This is a genomic window from Jeotgalibaca sp. PTS2502 (assembly GCF_001975685.1).
In the GTDB taxonomy this organism is placed as follows: domain Bacteria; phylum Bacillota; class Bacilli; order Lactobacillales; family Aerococcaceae; genus Jeotgalibaca; species Jeotgalibaca arthritidis.
In genome coordinates this window covers 118,140-136,898 of sequence record NZ_CP019433.1, presented here as the reverse complement: position 1 = coordinate 136,898, position 18,759 = coordinate 118,140, and the positions used below count along the sequence as shown (strand labels likewise).

The following is an 18,759-nucleotide window of genomic DNA, read 5'->3' as shown; positions in this document are numbered from 1 at the left end:
ACATAGTCTAGTGAGGGCTTTTATATATTAAGCTGTTTGTGTTACTGTTTCTTCTTTTTCTTTTAAAATAATATTCATAACTAACGCCACGATCGTTCCCGCTGAAATTCCTGAAGAGAACAATCCACTTAGGAATGTTGGCAAGCCTGCAGTTACTTCTGGTCGGAATGAAACGCCTAGTCCAACTGCTAGAGAAGCAGCGACAATGATCATGTTACGGTTATTGAATTTAACACGAGATAATGATTGAATACCAGCTGCAGCAACGTTACCAAACATCAATAGTCCTGCTCCACCTAATACAGGCATTGGCATAATTGAAACAAGTGTTGCAAATTTAGGGAATAAACTCATTAAAATCATAATCACACCTGCTGCGATAGCAACTTTACGAGATGCATTGCGAGTCATCGGAATCAAACCAGCATTTTGACTAAATGTTGCAGCTGGTCCTGAACCAAAAATCGGTCCAATAAATGATCCCACACCGTCTGCACGAACACCAGCAGCGATATCTTCATCTTTCAATTCTGTTTTTGTAACTTGACCAAGTGTTTGCATAACGCCTACTGTTTCGATAACAGTAACTAAGTAACCTGTCACAAATGGTAGTGCGTATTCGAATTTAAAGGTAATACCATATTTGAATAATTGTGGGAAAGCAAACCAAGCTGCATCAGAAACTTGTTGGAAATCAACCATACCAAGTGGAATACATACGATGTAGCCAACAACCGCTCCAATTAAAACAGATAGCGGCGCAATTTTATTGCCCCCGTAATGATTAACAACTCCAATAATCATGAAAACAAAAACAGCAATCATAATATTTAAAGGCGCACCATAGTTAGCAGCACCAACTCCACCAGCTGCCCAATCCATAGCAACAGACATCAATGTCATCCCCATTAGAGAAATAACTGAACCTGTTACAACAGGTGGGAAGAATTTCATCAATGGTTTGATAAAATAACTCATAACAATTTCAAGTACAGCTGCCATCATCGTTCCACCAAAGTAAGCAGCGATACCACCTGTTGCGATAACAGATGCAGCAGGTCCTACGAAAGCAAAGTCAGTTCCCATAATAGTCGGTAAACCTCCACCGACACGGAAAGCTCTCGGCCCAATCCCTTTTGATTGAATAATTGAAACAATACCGGATACTAACAACCCTGCACTAACAAGATAAGCAGTATCCCCTACACCAAAGCCCGCCATACCTGCAATAATTAATGGCACTGCAACTAAACCACCAAAAGCTGTGATAACATTTTGAAAACCTAACACACTAGTTGTAATCAGATCAGGACTATCTTCTACCCCGTATAATAACTCGTTATCGGTTGCCTCTACTTCTACAGCTGTTTCTTGCATGTTTCCTAGGATTTCTTCAACATTGCTTTCCATAACTTCCTCCTAATTACGAACATTAATTTAATTTTTTTGTTTTATTTTAGTCTTTCGTTTATTTAACCCTATTATAAAGCTTATTATCAAAAAGTAAATAGATTAAACACGAACAATAACTTAATAAGATTAGAATTTTATCATTAAAGCGTTTTATCAATTAAGAAGTTATTTTACTTTACCTGTCGTAGTAATCGTGCTATAGTAAATTTACTACGACAGGTGGAGTAAAAAGGAGTTGATAAAATGATTTCAAGTGATATTATGAGAGGCTTTAACGATCTATTAATTTTATCCATCCTCGTCCAGAATGATTCCTATGGTTATCAAATCTCCAGTACGATTAAAGATATTTCTCAAGGTAATTATGTTATGAAGGAAACGACGCTCTATTCTGCATTCTCTCGTCTGGAAAAAAAAGAACTTATTCGTTCCTACTCTTCTTCAGAGACATTTGGAAAGCCAAGAACGTACTATGCGATTACGCCACTAGGAAAAACTATTTATGATGAAAAAATAAAGGAATGGTCTGCAACAAAAGAATTGATTGATCAATTCATCGGCCACCACGACTAATAAGGAGGAATTATCATGGAAACAATCTATGCCTACATCGAATCGATTTTTATTAACTTACCTCGAACAACTGAAATGGACCAGCTCAAAGCAGATATGCTCATTAATATGGAGGATAAATACCTTGCTTTAAAAGAAGCTGGTGTTAGCGATAACGAGGCAATCGGAACAGTATTATCTGAATTTGGTAATATTGATGAAATTATTGAGGAATACAATCTGGAAAAAGAGAGTGAATCATTTGATTCTGATCCCAATATCCTTTCTCTTTCAAATCAAGAAGCTGAAGCTTTTTTAGTTCATCGAACAAAATTTGCATTCGCAATCGCATTAGGTGTTTTCATGTGTATCATTTCAGTCACAATGATGTTTTTAACTATGTCTCTCACACAATGGTTGTTCTCATCAACTGCTTTTGATTTACTTGGTGTTATTGTTTTATTAGTGATTATCGCCATTGCCGTTTCCCTGTTTATCATATTTGGCTTGAAAGAGTCTAACTTTGGCTATGATAAGAAAGAACTTGAATTGGATCCTCCATACTATCTTGAAATAAAAAAAGAATACAACCTTTTTAAAACACGCTTTACTTATGCTATCGCCTTCGGTGTAGCCTTATGTATATTAGGACCAGTTGTCTTGTTACTAAGCCTGGTGTTTTTACCTGAATCATATATTGGTGTCTCACTATTACTGAGTTTTATCGCTGTTGGTGTTTTCTTATTTGTCTTCTTTGGCATTCAAAAGGATAGCTATGAAAAACTACTCCGCATCGGTGAGCATTCGCCTATTCGAGTGAACGCTAATCAAATCCAAGAAACTGTTTCATCCATTGTCTTTCCGTTAGCGACCCTTTATTTTCTTTACCAAGGATTCTTCCATGGTAACTGGGATACTGCTTGGGTAGTTTTCCCTATTGTTGGCATAGGGTTTGTTATTTTTGCAGCGATAGTGGAGGCATGGACAAATATAAGAGAGAAGAAATGACAAATTCATCTTTTTATTGGATAATGAAAGAAATAACTGTAGAGGAGTTTTAGAATGTTAGAGGAAATTAGAAATGAAGTTGATAAAGCCGTTCGAGAACTCATTGCTGTTTCAAAACTTGAAGATGGGGACATTGTTGTCATTGGTTGCTCTTCAAGTGAGGTCATTAGCGAAAAGATTGGTACGGCTGGTAGTAAGGAAGTTGGCGAATTGATTTTTGAAACAGCTCAAAAAGCACTACGTCAACATCAGCTTGTTTTAGCTGCCCAATGCTGTGAGCACTTAAACCGTTCTTTAGTGATTGATCGGAAAATTGCTAAGGAAGAACGATATACCGTCGTTAATGCTGTTCCTCACCTGCATGCAGGTGGTAGTTTTGCAACAGCTGCCTATAATGGCATGGAAGATCCCGTATTAGTAGAAGCTATTGAAGCAAAAGCTGGATTAGATATTGGTCAAACCTTTATAGGAATGCATATGATTCCAGTTGTTGTTCCTGTTCGCTTAACATTAAACAAAATTGGGAGTGCTATTTTATCTGCTGCAAGGACAAGACCAAAGTCAGTTGGTGGTGAACGTGCTCACTATGATGAAAAACTTAAATAAAAAAATGTCGGGGAAATTTCCCGACATTTTTTTATTCTTCAGATGAGTTTTCTTCCATCAATTGAACATTTTTCAAGATTAATTCATCTACTTTACCAGCTTCTTGTAGGTCATTCAAAATGCCATTAACCGTTGTTAAGAACGCTTCATTACCCTTTTGAACTGCGATTGCTGCTTCATTTGCCTCACTAGCAATATCAAGGTTAGCAACCATCAAGTTGTCATTTTCTTTTGCATATTGGTTTGCTACAGTTTCAACCATCAAGATGGCATCTACTTTACCCGTATTTAATGAAAGGATTGCTGTTCCCCATTTACCAACTGATTGTAAATAGTTATCTGCATAAGCTTCTTTCAAGAAATCTTCTTGGATTGTTGATTTTTGTGTAGCCCATTTTGCGTCATCTAATGATTCAGGAGATGTGTACTTTTCACCGTCCTCTTTTCTAATTAAGACAACATCTTCCGTTGTCACATAAATATCTGTGAAATCAACACTTTCAGCACGTTCAGCAGTTGGGTTCATTCCTGCAATAACAAGGTCAACTTTTCCTGTTGAAAGAGCTGGAATCAATCCATCAAAGTCCATATCTTTTATAATAAGCTCAACACCTAATTCAGTTGCAATCTCATTGGCAATATCAATATCGAAACCAACGATTTCGTCTTTCCCATTTTTTACTAAATGCCATTCATATGGTGGGTAATCAGCTGTTGTTGCAATCACTAACTCACCTTTATCTTGAATTTGTGCTAGTTTATCTTTCGATGTGTTTGCTGAAGAATCACTAGATGCTCCTTCATTTGCACCACATGCAGCCAATGCTGCCATACTCATTAATCCCATTACACCTTTTAGCCAAGTCTTTTTCATCTTCCATTCCTCCTAATACTTTTTTATAATACTTTAGATAAGAAATTTTGTGTACGTTCGTTTTGAGGTTGATCAAATAGTTGTTGCGGCGTACCTTGTTCAACAATATAACCCTCATCCATAAACAAGATGCGATCTCCCACTTCTCTAGCAAATCCCATTTCATGTGTCACAACAACCATTGTCATGCCATTCGTTGCTAAATTCTTCATAACTTGTAATACTTCGCCAACCATTTCAGGATCAAGCGCTGACGTTGGTTCATCAAACAACATCATTTTCGGTTGCATAGCTAAGGCACGTGCAATAGCTATCCGTTGTTTTTGACCACCTGATAATGAGTTAGGATAAGCTTCCGCTTTATCCGCAAGTCCCATACTTTGAAGTAAGTCTGTTGCAATTTGATGTGCTTCTTCTTTTGATACTTTATTAATTTGAAGTGGACCAATGGTAATATTTTGCAATACAGTCAAATGAGGGAACAGATTGAAGTTTTGAAAAACCATTCCCATCTTTGTTCTCACTTCATCAATATTAACACCCTTTTGATTAATCACTTGGTTATCAAAGAGTACCTCTCCTGATGTTGGTTCTTCCAGAAGATTCAAGCAGCGAAGAAAGGTACTTTTACCAGAACCAGAAGGACCAATGACAACGACTACTTCGCCTTCTTTAATTTCTTCATTGATACCTTTTAGAACTTCCTTCTCACCAAATGATTTTTTTAAGTTATTTGTTTTAATCACTTTGTTTCAACCTTCTTTCAAATAGTTCAACTAGCTTACTTGCAATCGATGTTAAGACAAAATAGAATGCAGCAGCGATAACGTAAGGCATAAATGGCATATAAGTTGCACCCGCCACTACTTGCGCATTAAACATCAAGTCACGCATACCAACGACTGAAATGATTGCTGATTCTTTCATCAACGTAACAAATTCGTTCCCCAAAGCAGGTAAGATATTTTTCAAGGCTTGCGGATAAATAATTTGACGCATGGCTAGGTTTTGATTCATTCCGATAGAGCGTGCTGCTTCCATCTGGCCTTTATCTACCGCTTGAATACCCGCACGGATAATTTCAGCGATGTAGGCTGCTGAGTTTAAGGCGATGGTAATCACACCGGACATAAAGTCTGGCAGCTGGATATTAATCACGTAAAGGCCATAATAAATAATAAAGAGTTGAACGAGCAATGGTGTGCCTCGAACAATTTGAATATAAGCTTGCGCTGGTATACGAGCAAGTGGGTTTTTCGACATTTTCATGACGGCTAGCAATGACCCAAATAAAACTCCCATAAAAATTGCGATAAAAGATAGTGCAATGGTATAACCTGCTCCTTTAAAATAGAGCGGCAAATACGCACTAAAGAAATCGATCGACATAATTAAAACTCCTTTTTTTCATTGTAGGTACAAAAAAACCGTCCCCTACATATATTCTATAATATGCAAGAGACGGGTCAAAGTTTATTGATTCCGCGGTACCACTCTAGTTGACGTGTTCAAAGACACATCCACCTCATTTTAGTAACGCATGATTTGCGGAAAAAGCTACTAGTTTCACTTTTTCATCCATAAAGTGCGGTTCAACAAGATTTTTCTGATAGGCTTACACTCTGCCCTATCTCGCTTTGAGAAGTGATTCTTATCTACTCTCTTTATGATTGATTATTTTATATTTAGTTTTTTAATCTGACTGTATTTTATTGAATGGGATAAGAAATGTCAATAGTCTTTCTCATATTTCTCTCATTCATTTTTCATAAGGCACTTATTAATGACTTATAATAAGTGATTTATCCCTATCTGTCAACTCTTATTTTTCTAGTTCTGCGGTTAAAACCATCATTCGCTCCACAGCATCATCCAAATATTGAATGGTATCTTTTAATGGTTGGTCCGTTGTAATATCTACACCAGCCACTTTAGCTGCCTCTACTGGAATATAGCGACCACCAGTTGTTAGGAAGTCTAACCAGCGATCTACTGCTGCTTGCCCTTCTTCTCTCACTTTCAAGAAAGCTTGTGTGGCAATGGTTAAACCAGCAGAGTAAGTGTAAGAATACAAGCCCATGTAGTAGTGAATCTGACGCATCCAGGTTAATTCTGCCCCTTCATTGATTTCTACAGCATCTCCCCAGAAGGCTTCAAGAACGTTACGTTTAATCTCACTTAATTTTTGAGCGTCGAAACTCATACCATCATCAATGAGTTGGTACACTTCACGTTGATAAGCAGCTTCCAACAAGTGAGTCACGAAGTTATGGAAGTAAGTATCCGTCAGCATCTTCGTTAAAGCAAAGCGCTCCATGCGTGGATCATCTGTTTTTGCTGTTAAAGAAGCGGTTAGTAATAATTCATTAAAGGTTGACGGTGCTTCGATTAAATACAATGAAGGACCTTCATCTAAAAGTGAGTTATGTTTATTTGAAAGAATCCCTTGTCCTGCATGGCCTAACTCATGAATCAATGTATAAACATTACTTAAATGGTTAGTCCAAGACATTAAAATATAAGGATGGGCTTTTTCACCTAGTGACGTGCTACAGAATCCACCTGTTGATTTCCCTTTGTTTTGAGCAAAGTCCATCCAGCGCTCTGGATAAGATTTCATAATCATGTCGGTGTAATCTTTCCCTAATACAGAAATAGCTTCTTCAACCATTTTTTTCGATTCTTCAACCGTTACTTCTGGTGAATAATCTGGGTCTAAGTCAATTTTTAAATCGGCATAAGTGACTTTATCTAATCCTTGAACATCCTTTAAATGTGTGATGTATTTTTGCATAACAGGCGCTAAATCAGACATAATCGTATCGATTTGGCGATTATAAAGGTCGCGGTCCACTTCTTGGTCATACAATAAATAATCAAAAACAGAGTCAAAACCACGCATAGTCGCAAGTGTTTTTTCTGTTTGCAGCTTAGTATAGTAAGCTGCTGCCACTACATTTTCATATTGCTTAAGAACGGCTGAAAATTTATCAAAGGCAGCACGTCTAATCGCCGTATCAGTATGATACATATAGTAATCTTCATAAAGAACAAAGCTCAATGGATACGTCTCACCATTAACTTCAAATGTACCAAAGTCCATGTCTGCTAAACGTGCTTGCTCATATATATCAGCAGGAGCATGTAGTGTTGGTGATAATTGTGCTAAGGCTTTTTCAACCGCTGGATCAAGTTGAATGTGTTTGTTTGCTTTAGTTAGACGAATAAATGATGCATATTCCGGTTTTTCTTCAGCAACCGCATCTAGCTGATCATCCGAAATTTTAGACAATTCAGATTGGAAGAATGATAGTTTTGCTGACAATTCAGCAGATGTCATCCCCATTTTACGGGATAATTGTGTATTTTCAGGGTTTGTTAAATCAGTTGTTTCTGGTAAAAAGGCATATTGATTAGCTAAAGAATGTAATTCTAAAATAGCACCATAATCATTTAAAGCTGCTAATAAGGTTTCTTTATCTGATAATTTTCCTGCATAATTTGTTTCAAATTGCGCAACCATTTCTTTTAAGTTCACAACAGCTTCTTCAAAGGCTTCTTTGGTTTCAAATAACGCCGTTAAGTCCCATGTTAAGGCTTCTTCTACTTGGTCACGACTTTTCATTTCTTGTGTTTGCATATTAATGTTTCCTCCATATTAAAGTGAATAATGTGATTCCATTTCTTTTATTTTACCATAAAGATACATATTAGTAGGCACAGCCAGTTGATGTTTTTTAGCCTTCTCAATAACCGTTCCAGCAAACAACTCAACCTCTGATGGTCGTTTTGCTAAACCATCTTGACGCATCGATGGCATATTTTTAGGTGATAGAGTAGCTAATAACTTAAGATTATCTTCCAAGTCTTTTTCATTTAAATGAATGCCTTCTGCTTGAGCGAGTTGAATGACCTCTTTCATGGCAGCAATCATTAAATCCCTTGTCTCGCCATCTTCTTGCGCATCAGCATAAATTCCTTCCGTTAACATCACAACTTGATTCACACCAACATTCAGCATAAATTTCTTCCAAATGCGGTGAACGATGTCCGTTTCAATCGTATAAGGAAAGGCTGTTTTTTGAAAGAACGTTTCCAAGTCAGCTAGTCGACTTTGTTTAGCTGGATCATCAATACCGATTCGCAATTCGCCCTTACGTTCATAAAACAGATTCTGCTCTTCTCGAACCGCATCCATCCCTTGAGCCACGCAATGAACGATTTGACTAGCTGGATAGCGCTTAGCAATCTCTTCTTCACTTGAGATGCCATTTAAAACTGACAAAATAGTGGTTTGTGGCCCAATGTAATGTTTAGCTGTTTCAAGACTATCAGCGAGTTGATTGCCTTTGACACAAAATAAAATAAGGTCAACGGCTGCGTCAGCGTCATCTTCTAAAACATAATTAAAATGAGTTTCTTTTCCATTAATGGTCAGTGGACGTGATTCATAGCGATCTTTTCGTTCTTTGTTAACAATGATTTTGATGTCTTTATCAGCCATATGCTTAGAAAAGTGGTCCGCATATAGCATCCCTAAGGCACCCAAACCGACAATACCAACTGTTTGTATCATGATTCCCTCCTAAAATAACAAGCTTATCAGTGGAATAGTAACTACCGAAAGCATTGTCGAAATAAAAACATAGGATGTCGCGAAAGCTGTCTGCCCGCCATATTGGGTTGATAAGGTCACCGCCATTGTCGGCCCTGGCATAGCAGCAATAATAATTAAAATACCTAAAATAATCGGATTTGAAATAAGCGGACTTAGTAGTAGCCAAAGAAACAATGGCACCACTAACATTCGAAAAGCAGCAAAGGCATACAATTTCATATTTTTGGCTGCTGCCACTAAATCAATATCTGCCATTGAAGAACCAATTATAAACATAGCTAATGGTGATGTAATCCCCCCTATACTGGTCACCGTTTGAGCAATGACTGATGGTAGCTCAATGTCAAAAAAGAAAAAGAATAAGGCTAAGAAAGACGCTAATGTAGCTGGACTCATTAGAATGGTATGCCAATCGATTTGACTCGACTTCTGCCCCTTGGTAATCATATAAATACCGATTGAATAGACCAATAAATTATTCGGAATATTATAAATAGAGGCATAAAATAAGGCTCCAGTTCCAAATATGGCTTGAACAACTGGAAAGCCCATAAAGCCATTGTTAGCAAATACCGTTAGGAATTGAAGAATTCCCGTTTGGTCTGCTTGAACTCGAAATAACTTAGGTGTTAAAAAGGCCAGCCCAATAAAGAAGACATAGGATAAGACAGCCATAATTAATACAACGATACTGTCCCATTTCGTTCCGACTTGGCCTGCAGCTGAGGTAGATGACAAAATAAGAGCTGGCACCGTTACATAGTTAATTAAGCCAGCAAAATTAAGATTGGCCGTTTTTGATAATACACCACTTTTAGCAGTGATATACCCAACGACCACAATTAACATCAGCATGACCATTTGATTCAAAACATCGCTTGAATCCACTTACCATCATCTCCTATTCCATGTATTGATAGAACTGCTGGATTAAATACGGTAAATCTGTTTCAAACTGTACGCCATACTTTAAATCATTATCACTTTCTAGGGTTCTGATAATGACCCGTCCCACATAATCAACAGCGGTTTTTGTAGCTAAAGCAAGTGGCTTTTTCTGAAATAAAAAGCCAGCTATCACACTTGAAAATAAATCCCCTGTCCCGTCAAAGTGTCCCGGATAATAAGGACCTACTGCATAGGCATAGTCATCTGTTTGATAATGGTAGCTAGCTGCACCAATTTTTTCATCGTCATAACGTACTCCTGTCAAAACAACCGTCCCTTGATTAAGAGCCGTCAGTTTACGCAACTGCGCTTTTATATCTGCTTCTGTGTAAGGTCCAGGATGATAGCTTTCATCTAATAATAAGCTCGTTTCTGTCATATTCGGAATAACGACCGAAACATCCTTACATAAAGTCCTCATCTGATTGACGTAATCATCATCAAATCCAGGATATAAAAACCCATGATCGCCTAGAACTGGATCTAATACTGATAAGGCATCATCTGTTAAAAATTCACGGATAATATAACGAACCAATTCGATCTGTTCAATAGACCCCAAATAGCCGATTAATAAACCATCAAATTTTAACCTAAGTGTTTTCCAATGGTGGAGAATTTTTTTTATTTCAGAAGTCAGGTTTAAATAAGTAAAATCAGTAAAACCAATCCCAGTGTGCGTACTTAATAAGGCAGTTGGTAAAACACTAACGCCATTATTCAAACAGCTCAAAACAGGACCGGCGACATTTAAAGAAATCCGACAACTGGCGGATATATCTTGTATAACAAGTACTTTTGGTTGATGCATCTGTTTTATCCCGCCTTTTTATCTCACTAAATATTATATAGTTTTCATTGTACCAAATGTTTTTATCATCTGCTTCTTATTTTTGAAGAAATGAAAGTATTCTCTGTTTTTTTCATAAAGAATGCTATAATAGTTAAAAATTATTAAAGGTGGTTGGTTTAATGGATCAAAATAATAAACGGACGCATCGAGTTGTTTTATTTGCTCTCTTTGCTTCCTTGACTGTTGTAATGACCTTAATGTTTCACTTCCCTATTCCTTATGGACAAGGTTATTTGAATATTGGCGACTCAGTTGTCTTGTTAGCTGCTCTTGTTATGGGGCCAGCTGCTGGTTTTTGGGTGGGCAGTATTGGTAGTGCCCTAGCTGATATGATTGTTGGCTATGCCATGTATATGCCTTTCACCTTTGTTGTTAAAGGTCTGGAAGGATTATTAGCTGGCTTGCTATACAATAAAACTAAAAAGCTATCTATTTCACTCATTATCCCTGCTATTTGGATGCCTATCGGCTATTTATTAACAGATTGGTTTTTATATGGTTTGGCTGCAGCCATTGCCGCCTTCCCAATGAACCTCTTGCAAGGCATAGTTGGCGCTGTTACTGCTATTATTTTATATCGAACCATTGGACCTATTTTCAAAAATAAATTTCATCTATAAAAAGATGCGTCGAGAATTGGTCTCGACGCATCTTTTTGCTTTAAGTGTAAGATACAGCTTCACTTTATCACCTGTATCTTGCATTTCATCTGCTAAATGTAAGATACAAGTCCTAACAGATGGGTTGTATCTTACATTTTGAGTCCTTAATGTAAGATACAGTCTCAATTTTCGACCTGAATCTCTTTTTTTAAAAAAAAGAAAAGGCTGAGAAAATTCTCAGCCTCGATTTATTAATTCACTTGATAAGTTGATTCATCGATACCATTTAATAGTGGTGATTCGTCATTAGACACAACGACATATAATTCATGCATCGCACGACTAAAGATTGTATACCAAATTTGATGATAACTCTCTTTAGATAAATCAGCCAAACTTTCAGCAGTTCCAATTCCCACAGCAACATCAAACTCCAATCCTTTCGCTAAGCTAATCGGCATCAAAATTAATGACTTGCTTAAGAAATCATCTTCATCGTAAATGGTTTGGAAATCTAATTCCCAATTCTGAACAACTTTTTCAAATTGTTGAGCTGCTTTAACAGTTGGCGCTAAGAGTGCTACTCGCTCTCCTCTTGCCAAACGTCCAGAAATTCGTTCTCTTAATTCTTCTGAAAAATCATCCTCATCAGCGTAGAAAACAGTCGGTTTTTCTCTTGAGCGAATGGGTTTAGCTCTCCGCTCGCTTAAACTTGCAAATTGATCAGCAAACGCCATGATTTCTGCGGTTGATCGGTAACTCGTTAATAGCAAATGACTTTCAATCACTTCTTCTGCAAAAATTGCTGACAATTCTTGTTCACTTAATCTATTTTGCCAAATATTTTGGTTTAAGTCACCTGCCATCATATACTTCGCACGCGGGTATAACTCTTTTAGAAGCTTTAATTGGAAAGGTGTAATATCTTGAATTTCATCGATACAAATGTACTGATACGATTTCTGTTGCATGATGCCTTTCATCTGCAATAATAAAGCATAATAGGCAGTCATATCTTCAATAAACATCTCTTTGTCTCTTAACGTCTCAACGACTTGTTTAACGTGCTCTTCCCATTCTTCTTCTGTTACACCGAATGATGATAAATCAACTAATTGAGGTAACACACGGAGAAAATGAATATACTGCGCAAGGAAGCGAATATGACTTTGCTTGTTGATTTTTTTCTCAACCACTCTAAACGCCTTGGCTACAATTTCTTTACGAATATAGCTTTCCATACGAGTAATATCATGCGTTTTGCGCTCAAACTGATGCATGCTTGATTCTGAAAGATGCTGCAATTCCTCATCTACCCAGTCTGCATTAACAGCTTCTTCCTTGAGTATTTCTAATTTTTGTAAGAGCTGAACTCTCAATATTTCTAGTTTTGCTGCTAGTGAGCCTTTACTCTCAATCGTATTATAATAATATTCAATTTCTTCTTTAGAAATGAGTACCTCATCATTCAACAAAATATCACGGAATCTCAAGTGCTTTTTCTTCAGTAAGCGACCATATTTTTGCATAGCTTCATAGGCTTCCAAACTTCCTTTTACGGTATTAAATAGTGCTGCCCCACCAACATCTGCTGATAAGAGTTCAAATGAAGGTAAGCGTCTCGTCATAAATTGCGAGAAGGTATTCCCTTCCACATCCCATTCACCAAGTGATGGTAACACTTGTGAAATATAAGCTTGGAAAATACGGTTAGGTGAAAACAGTAAAATATCCTCTGCCTTTAAGAAGTTGCGGTAGGCATATAACATATAGGCAATTTTTTGCATCATAACAACGGTTTTACCTGAACCTGCTACACCTTGAATCAAGACATTCTTCGAAGTTGATTCCCGGACAATTCTATTTTGTTCTTTTTGAAGAGTGGCAATAACAGGTCCCATTTGATTAGACGAACTAGATTCTAATACTTCTAATAAATAAGGATCCCCCATAACATTATCTGTATCAATCATACCCGTAATATGACCATTCTTAACACGGAATTGACGTTTCAAATCAACTTGGAAAGCTTCTGTCTGTTCGCCAAAGCGCAATTTAACGGTATCACCTACGTTACCTTCATAGTAAAGGGCAGATATCGGCGCACGCCAATCCACGATAAGATTATCTCCTTCATCAAATAGAGAGCCAATCCCAACGTAAATTTGTTCTTCTTCATTTTCTTCAATATTATGGTAGTCAATTCGTCCAAAATAAGGGTCTTCTTGCATTTTAGTTAAAACGGCACGGCGGTTTTGAACTTGATTTAATTCATTACTTTTAATAGTTAAGTTTTGTTCAAACTCTCTTAATTCGCCTGAAGATTCCCACATTGCTTCGTTGGAGCTATTATTAATCTTAATGGTTGATGACTCTTTTAATAATTCCTTTTGTCTTTCTAGTTTTTCAGTATATTCATATGAGAGTCTATTATTTTCTTTTTCAATCACAGAGACTACATAATCCATCCGGCTTTGTTCTTTGTTTAATTCAATTGATTCATTCTCTACCACTGGGTAATCTCCTTTCGACATTCTTTTATATCTATTATGCTTCGCATAACATTACAAAATTATACCATTTCCTATTTATTATTTCCACGTCCTGAATTGATAAAAGAGCTCCCAACCTTTTTTTATTTCAAAAGGATGAGAACTCTTCACTATTATTTCATTTGATAGATATACTGAATCCAGTTAAACCATAGAAGTTGACTAGCATTTTTCCAAGCTTGCTGGTGAGGGGCAGTGTCTGTTACTTGACTATTTTTGGGTTGTTTAATACTTTCCCCCTTAGACAAATCTCGTTTATATTCTTTTTGCAGGGTATCTGATTCATACTCTAAATGACCAAAAACAAACAAATCATTCTTATCTTTAGTCGCGATGATATCTGGTCCAAAATTAGGATGGCGAGATAATAAATCTAACTCTGCTATTTTTCTGATATCCTCTTCCGCTATAGAAGTATGACGTGATTGCGGTACCGAATAGGTTGCTTGAAATCCATTCGTAAAAGGATGATTTTGATTACTAATATGATAATCAAACACACCGAACAACTTCTCATTCAATGATAACTTATTAACCTTAAACAATTGATTCAAAGCAAATTGGGCTGCCCAACAAATGAATAGACGCTGAGATACATGGGTTCTAGACCACTCCAAAATCTCTTTCAATTCATCATAATAATTAACGTCTTCGAAAGGCAAATGTTCTACTGGTGCTCCCGTGATAATCAAACCATCGTACGTTTTGCCTTTAATTTTTGAAAAATCAGTATAATAACGGCTTAGATGCTCCTTACTGACATTTTTACTTTCCGGAGATGTTAAGTGGATAAAATCCACTTGAATAGCTACGCCACTTTGACCCAGTAAACGTAATAATTGACGTTCGGTATCTGTTTTTGTTGGCATCAAATTTAAAATTAAAATAGTTAAGTAGCTTGAACATCGAGGCAAATCTTCCGCAAATACAATTCCCTCTCCTGCTAACTCACTAGCAGCCGGCAACCCTTTTGCAACGATAAGCGTCATTTAGATCACTCCTAGCCCTTTTTCTAAATCAGCAATAATATCATCGATATGCTCGATTCCTACAGAAATACGAATTGTTTCTGGTTTAACGCCACCATGCGCTAATTCTTCTTCCGTTAATTGACTGTGTGTCATAGATGCTGGATGAACAACTAACGACTTAGCGTCACCCACATTAGCTAGTAATGAAAACAGTTCTAGTGCTTCAATAAACTTAACACCTGCCTCCAGACCACCTTTCACACCAAATGTGAAAACAGCGCCTGCTCCTTTTGGTAAGTATTTATTTTTCAAGTCATAATAAGGGCTATTTTCAAGTCCAGCATAGTCAACCCACTCTACTTTATCGTGCTGGTTTAAAAACTCCGCGACTTTCTGAGCATTCTCAACGTGACGTTCCATTCTTAATGCTAATGTTTCTAATCCTTGTGCTAATAGGAACGAGTTAAACGGTGAAATAGATGCACCAGTATCTCTTAATAATGACGTACGAATTTTTGTTACAAATGCCCCTGGCCCAAATGTATCTGCAAAAATGATACCATGATAAGACGGATCTGCTTCACTCAAGCCTTTAAACTTATCATTTTGCTTCCAATCAAAGCGACCCGACTCAATAATCGCTCCTCCAATACTGGTTCCATGCCCACCAATAAATTTAGTTGCTGAATGGACAACAATATCTGCTCCAAAATCAAATGGTCGGCATAGATAAGGTGTCGCAAAAGTATTATCTACAATCAAAGGTATGCCGTGCTGATGAGCGATCGTTGCTAGAGCTTCAATATCTTCTACATTACCTTCTGGGTTTCCAATGGTTTCAATAAAAATAGCTTTTGTATTTTCTTTAATGGCTGCAGCAACATCATCCGTATTTTTAGTGCTCACAATGCTGGCTTCAACACCATAATTTTTAAGGGTGTGTGTAAATAACGTATGAGTTCCGCCATATAAACTAGAAGTAGAAACAATATGATCACCGTTATGAGCTAGCGTCAAGATAGCGTAAGTAATAGCAGCCATACCGGAAGCAACAGCTAAACCTGCGCTCCCACCTTCTAGCTCAGTTATCCGTGCTTCAAAGGCAGATGTTGTTGGATTCATTAACCGTGTATAAATATTTCCACCTTTAGCTAGTGCAAATTTATCGGCTCCATCTTGTGTATCCTCAAAAACAAATGACGTCGTTTGGTAAATTGGAAGTGCGCGTGCTCCTGTTTGATCAATTTCTAAACCTGAATGAATGGCTTTTGTTTCAAATCTGTAATCCTTTGTCATCATATATTCCTCCCGTTATCTGTTTATATAAAAAAAGCTTCCATCCTCCACGTCTTGAAAAAACGTAAAGGGTGAAAGCTTTAATCACGGTACCACCTTTATGCGTCATGCCATCACTGACATAACCTCACAGAGTACGTCTCAAAAATAGATAATACTCGTCCTCTGTAACGGGAGTTCCCGAGTAACTCTAACCATTGGCTCAAATTACTTTTGCTCAGAGACCATTTTCAATAATGCCGTTTAACTTGTTTTCACCAACCACAAGCTCTCTACCTAAACATTCTTATTTACTTATCTCGTCATCGCGACTCTTCTATTCTGCTATTAATTAGAATCATATTAGATTAACATTAAAAAGTCAACATCTTTTTTATTATTAGTCAATGGTTGGGTTTTTAAGAATAATTGCGGTTCCCATTCCGCCACCGATACAGAGCGTTGCTAAACCGTATTTAGCTTTTTTTTCTTTCATCAAATGGATCAAAGTCACAATAATTCGATTACCACTTGCTCCAATTGGATGACCCAAGGCAATGGCTCCACCATTTAGATTTGTTTTAGCCATAAGCTCTGCTCTATCAATTGCACAACGTTCTGATAATTCATGAATTACACCTAATGCTTGAGAAGAAAAGGCTTCGTTTAATTCAATGACATCAATATCAGCCAATGTTAATTGTGCTTTTTCCAATACTTTTTCAACGGCTGGTGTTGGACCTAACCCCATAACTGATGGGTCAACACCGGCTTGAGCTACTGCAACAATTTCAACTAATGGTTGAATATTGTTATTTTTCAAGTAGCTCTCGCTCACCACAACAGTTGCGCTGGCACCGTCATTAATACCAGAAGCATTTCCGGCAGTTACACTACCACCCTTTTTAAATGCAGGGCGTAATTGTGCCAGCTTATCCAAATTTGTTTGGCGGTTTGGATACTCATCTTGATCGACAACAACTTTCCCATTTCTATTGATCACTTCAACGGCTGCTATTTCTGCTTTAAATTTTCCAGCATCTATAGCTGCAATTGCTTTTTGTTGCGATTCAAAAGCAAATTTATCTTGTTCTTCTCTTGTAATTTGGTATTTCTCAACGATATTCTCAGCAGTGATACCCATATGATAACCTTCGAAGGCATCTGTTAGACCATCGTGCAACATATGGTCGACTACTTCAAAATTACCCATTTTGTGACCGCTACGGTTGCGTCCCGGAATAAGATGAGGCGTTTGACTCATTGATTCAACACCACCTGCAACAATCACATGAGCGTCTTCCGCTCGAATGGCCTGAAGAGCATTCATAACTGCTTTCATGCCACTCCCACAAGCAATATTTAATGCAGTGGCTGGAACTCTGACTCCTAAGCCAGCTTTAATGGCAGTTTGTCTCGCGATGCCTTGTCCTTGCCCAGCCGATAATACATTCCCCATCAGCACTTCATCAACATCAGTTACGTGAACCTTACTTTCTTCTAAGGCAGCCTTAATTGCTACACTTCCTAAATCACCTGCTGAAACATCTTTCAAAGAGCCTAAAAAAGACCCAATCGGTGTTCGTTTCGCTCCCACAATATATACCTTTTCCATAGTGTCCTCCTAAGCGAGCATTACCCTTGTTTTTTCTTTTGCTGGTGACCAGCGATTTTAATAACTAATGACCGTGGCGCCAATCTTGAAACCACTGCGGCGGCACGAATACTTTTGCCGGGCACAATAACGGCTTTCTTTTTAAACATTTGCTGAACGCCATAAATGGCACAATCCTTGGCAGTAATGCTCTTCAAGTTGAATGCCGCGCCTGCTACTTCATTGAATTCTGTATCAACCGGTCCTGGACAAAGCGAACCCACATAAACCTGGCTGTTTTCTTCTAATAACTCTTGGTGAATAGCGGATGTCAAACTTGTGACATAGGCTTTACTAGCGTAGTAAGTTGCCATATAAGGCCCTGCCGGCATCAAACCAGCTACTGATGATACATTTAAAATATAACCTTTGTCTTTTTCTTTAAAATCAGCTAAATATAGTTTAGTTAACAGATGGACTGATTTAATGTTCAAGTCAATCATTTCAAATTCTCGCTCTATGCCTGATTCTGAAAATAATCCAAAAGAACCAAATCCTGCTGCATTAATTAAAATGGTGACATCAAGATTTCTTGTTTGTTCATAAACTGAATAACAGTCTGATTCTTTGTTTAAGTCTGCTACGATAATATGTGATTTAGTTGGTAATTCTCTGGCAAGTTCTTTCAAACGGTCTTCTCGTCTCGCCACTAATACCAATTCATAACCTCGTTTGCTCAATTGTATGGCTATTTCTCGTCCAATCCCTGAGCTGGCTCCTGTCACAACGGCCACTTCGTTTTTCATCGTCAAACCCCTCTTCATCTACTTTCTAAAGATAAGTATACCCTTTTAAGGGTCTGCACTCTATCATTCTTGATTGAAATTAATAAT

Annotated in this window: 17 protein-coding genes and 2 other annotated features; of the genes, 4 read left to right on the top strand and 13 right to left on the bottom strand. The window is 37.5% G+C overall.

The window, feature by feature from the left end; all coding sequences use genetic code 11:
• Positions 1-27: 27 nt before the first annotated feature.
• Positions 28-1,410, bottom strand: a complete 1,383-nt coding sequence (locus BW721_RS00645) for a uracil-xanthine permease family protein (protein WP_083686734.1) — start codon at positions 1,408-1,410, stop codon at positions 28-30.
• Between the two features lie 246 nt (positions 1,411-1,656).
• Here BW721_RS00645 and BW721_RS00640 point away from each other — a divergent pair, with 246 nt between their 5' ends.
• The 3 genes from BW721_RS00640 to BW721_RS00630 are packed head-to-tail and all read left to right on the top strand — an operon-like array spanning position 1,657 to position 3,579.
• Positions 1,657-1,986 (top strand): PadR family transcriptional regulator, encoded by a 330-nt coding sequence (locus BW721_RS00640; protein WP_076765207.1) that lies wholly within the window; start codon positions 1,657-1,659, stop codon positions 1,984-1,986.
• Between the two features lie 15 nt (positions 1,987-2,001).
• Positions 2,002-2,973, top strand: a complete 972-nt coding sequence (locus tag BW721_RS00635; RefSeq protein WP_076765205.1) for a permease prefix domain 1-containing protein — start codon at positions 2,002-2,004, stop codon at positions 2,971-2,973.
• A 54-nt stretch (positions 2,974-3,027) separates the two neighbouring features.
• Positions 3,028-3,579, top strand: a complete 552-nt coding sequence (locus tag BW721_RS00630; RefSeq protein WP_076765204.1) for a TIGR01440 family protein — start codon at positions 3,028-3,030, stop codon at positions 3,577-3,579.
• A gap of 31 nt (positions 3,580-3,610) precedes the next feature.
• On the opposite strand, the gene BW721_RS00625 is transcribed toward BW721_RS00630, so the two are convergent.
• The 7 genes from BW721_RS00625 to BW721_RS00595 form a co-directional block, all read right to left on the bottom strand.
• The gene (locus tag BW721_RS00625) at positions 3,611-4,453 is read right to left on the bottom strand and encodes a transporter substrate-binding domain-containing protein (protein WP_076765202.1); all 843 of its coding nucleotides are present in this window, start codon (positions 4,451-4,453) and stop codon (positions 3,611-3,613) included.
• Positions 4,454-4,476: 23 nt separating this feature from the next.
• Positions 4,477-5,199, bottom strand: a complete 723-nt coding sequence (locus BW721_RS00620; RefSeq protein WP_076765201.1) for an amino acid ABC transporter ATP-binding protein — start codon at positions 5,197-5,199, stop codon at positions 4,477-4,479.
• Positions 5,192-5,842: an amino acid ABC transporter permease gene (locus BW721_RS00615; protein ID WP_076765199.1), complete on the bottom strand. Its 651-nt coding sequence runs from the start codon at positions 5,840-5,842 to the stop codon at positions 5,192-5,194. Before BW721_RS00615 ends, BW721_RS00620 begins: the two co-directional genes overlap by 8 nt.
• Before the next feature lie 65 nt (positions 5,843-5,907).
• Positions 5,908-6,133, bottom strand: a binding site (T-box leader).
• 142 nt (positions 6,134-6,275) lie between these two features.
• Positions 6,276-8,093 carry an oligoendopeptidase F gene (gene pepF / locus BW721_RS00610; protein WP_076765197.1) on the bottom strand — a complete coding sequence of 606 codons (1,818 nt, stop codon included), beginning with the start codon at positions 8,091-8,093 and terminating at the stop codon, positions 6,276-6,278.
• A gap of 18 nt (positions 8,094-8,111) precedes the next feature.
• Positions 8,112-9,029, bottom strand: a complete 918-nt coding sequence (locus tag BW721_RS00605) for a ketopantoate reductase family protein (protein WP_076765195.1) — start codon at positions 9,027-9,029, stop codon at positions 8,112-8,114.
• Positions 9,030-9,038: 9 nt separating this feature from the next.
• On the bottom strand, positions 9,039-9,959 hold the full coding sequence (locus tag BW721_RS00600) for an AEC family transporter (protein WP_076765194.1): 921 nt from the start codon (positions 9,957-9,959) through the stop codon (positions 9,039-9,041).
• Positions 9,960-9,972: 13 nt separating this feature from the next.
• Positions 9,973-10,830 carry a pyridoxamine kinase gene (locus BW721_RS00595; protein WP_076765192.1) on the bottom strand — a complete coding sequence of 286 codons (858 nt, stop codon included), beginning with the start codon at positions 10,828-10,830 and terminating at the stop codon, positions 9,973-9,975.
• A 161-nt stretch (positions 10,831-10,991) separates the two neighbouring features.
• Between BW721_RS00595 and BW721_RS00590 the strand changes: the two genes are divergently transcribed.
• Complete coding sequence (locus BW721_RS00590) at positions 10,992-11,492, top strand: ECF transporter S component (RefSeq protein ID WP_076765190.1); 501 nt, start codon at positions 10,992-10,994, stop codon at positions 11,490-11,492.
• 233 nt (positions 11,493-11,725) lie between these two features.
• Here the strand turns inward: BW721_RS00590 and helD are convergent, their stop codons facing one another.
• From helD to BW721_RS00565, 5 genes are all read right to left on the bottom strand, one after another.
• Entirely contained in the window at positions 11,726-13,987 is a 2,262-nt protein-coding gene (gene helD, locus BW721_RS00585) for an RNA polymerase recycling motor HelD (protein ID WP_198031374.1), read from the bottom strand.
• Positions 13,988-14,139: 152 nt separating this feature from the next.
• Positions 14,140-15,015 carry a homoserine O-succinyltransferase gene (locus BW721_RS00580; protein WP_076765187.1) on the bottom strand — a complete coding sequence of 292 codons (876 nt, stop codon included), beginning with the start codon at positions 15,013-15,015 and terminating at the stop codon, positions 14,140-14,142.
• A complete protein-coding gene (locus BW721_RS00575) occupies positions 15,016-16,293 on the bottom strand; it encodes an O-acetylhomoserine aminocarboxypropyltransferase/cysteine synthase family protein (RefSeq protein WP_076765185.1) in 1,278 nt (425 codons plus the stop codon). It lies immediately after the preceding gene.
• A 64-nt stretch (positions 16,294-16,357) separates the two neighbouring features.
• Positions 16,358-16,608: a binding site (T-box leader), on the bottom strand.
• Between the two features lie 64 nt (positions 16,609-16,672).
• Positions 16,673-17,887: an acetyl-CoA C-acetyltransferase gene (locus BW721_RS00570; RefSeq protein ID WP_076765183.1), complete on the bottom strand. Its 1,215-nt coding sequence runs from the start codon at positions 17,885-17,887 to the stop codon at positions 16,673-16,675.
• A gap of 20 nt (positions 17,888-17,907) precedes the next feature.
• Complete coding sequence (locus tag BW721_RS00565; protein ID WP_076765181.1) at positions 17,908-18,672, bottom strand: SDR family NAD(P)-dependent oxidoreductase; 765 nt, start codon at positions 18,670-18,672, stop codon at positions 17,908-17,910.
• Positions 18,673-18,759 lie beyond the last annotated feature (87 nt).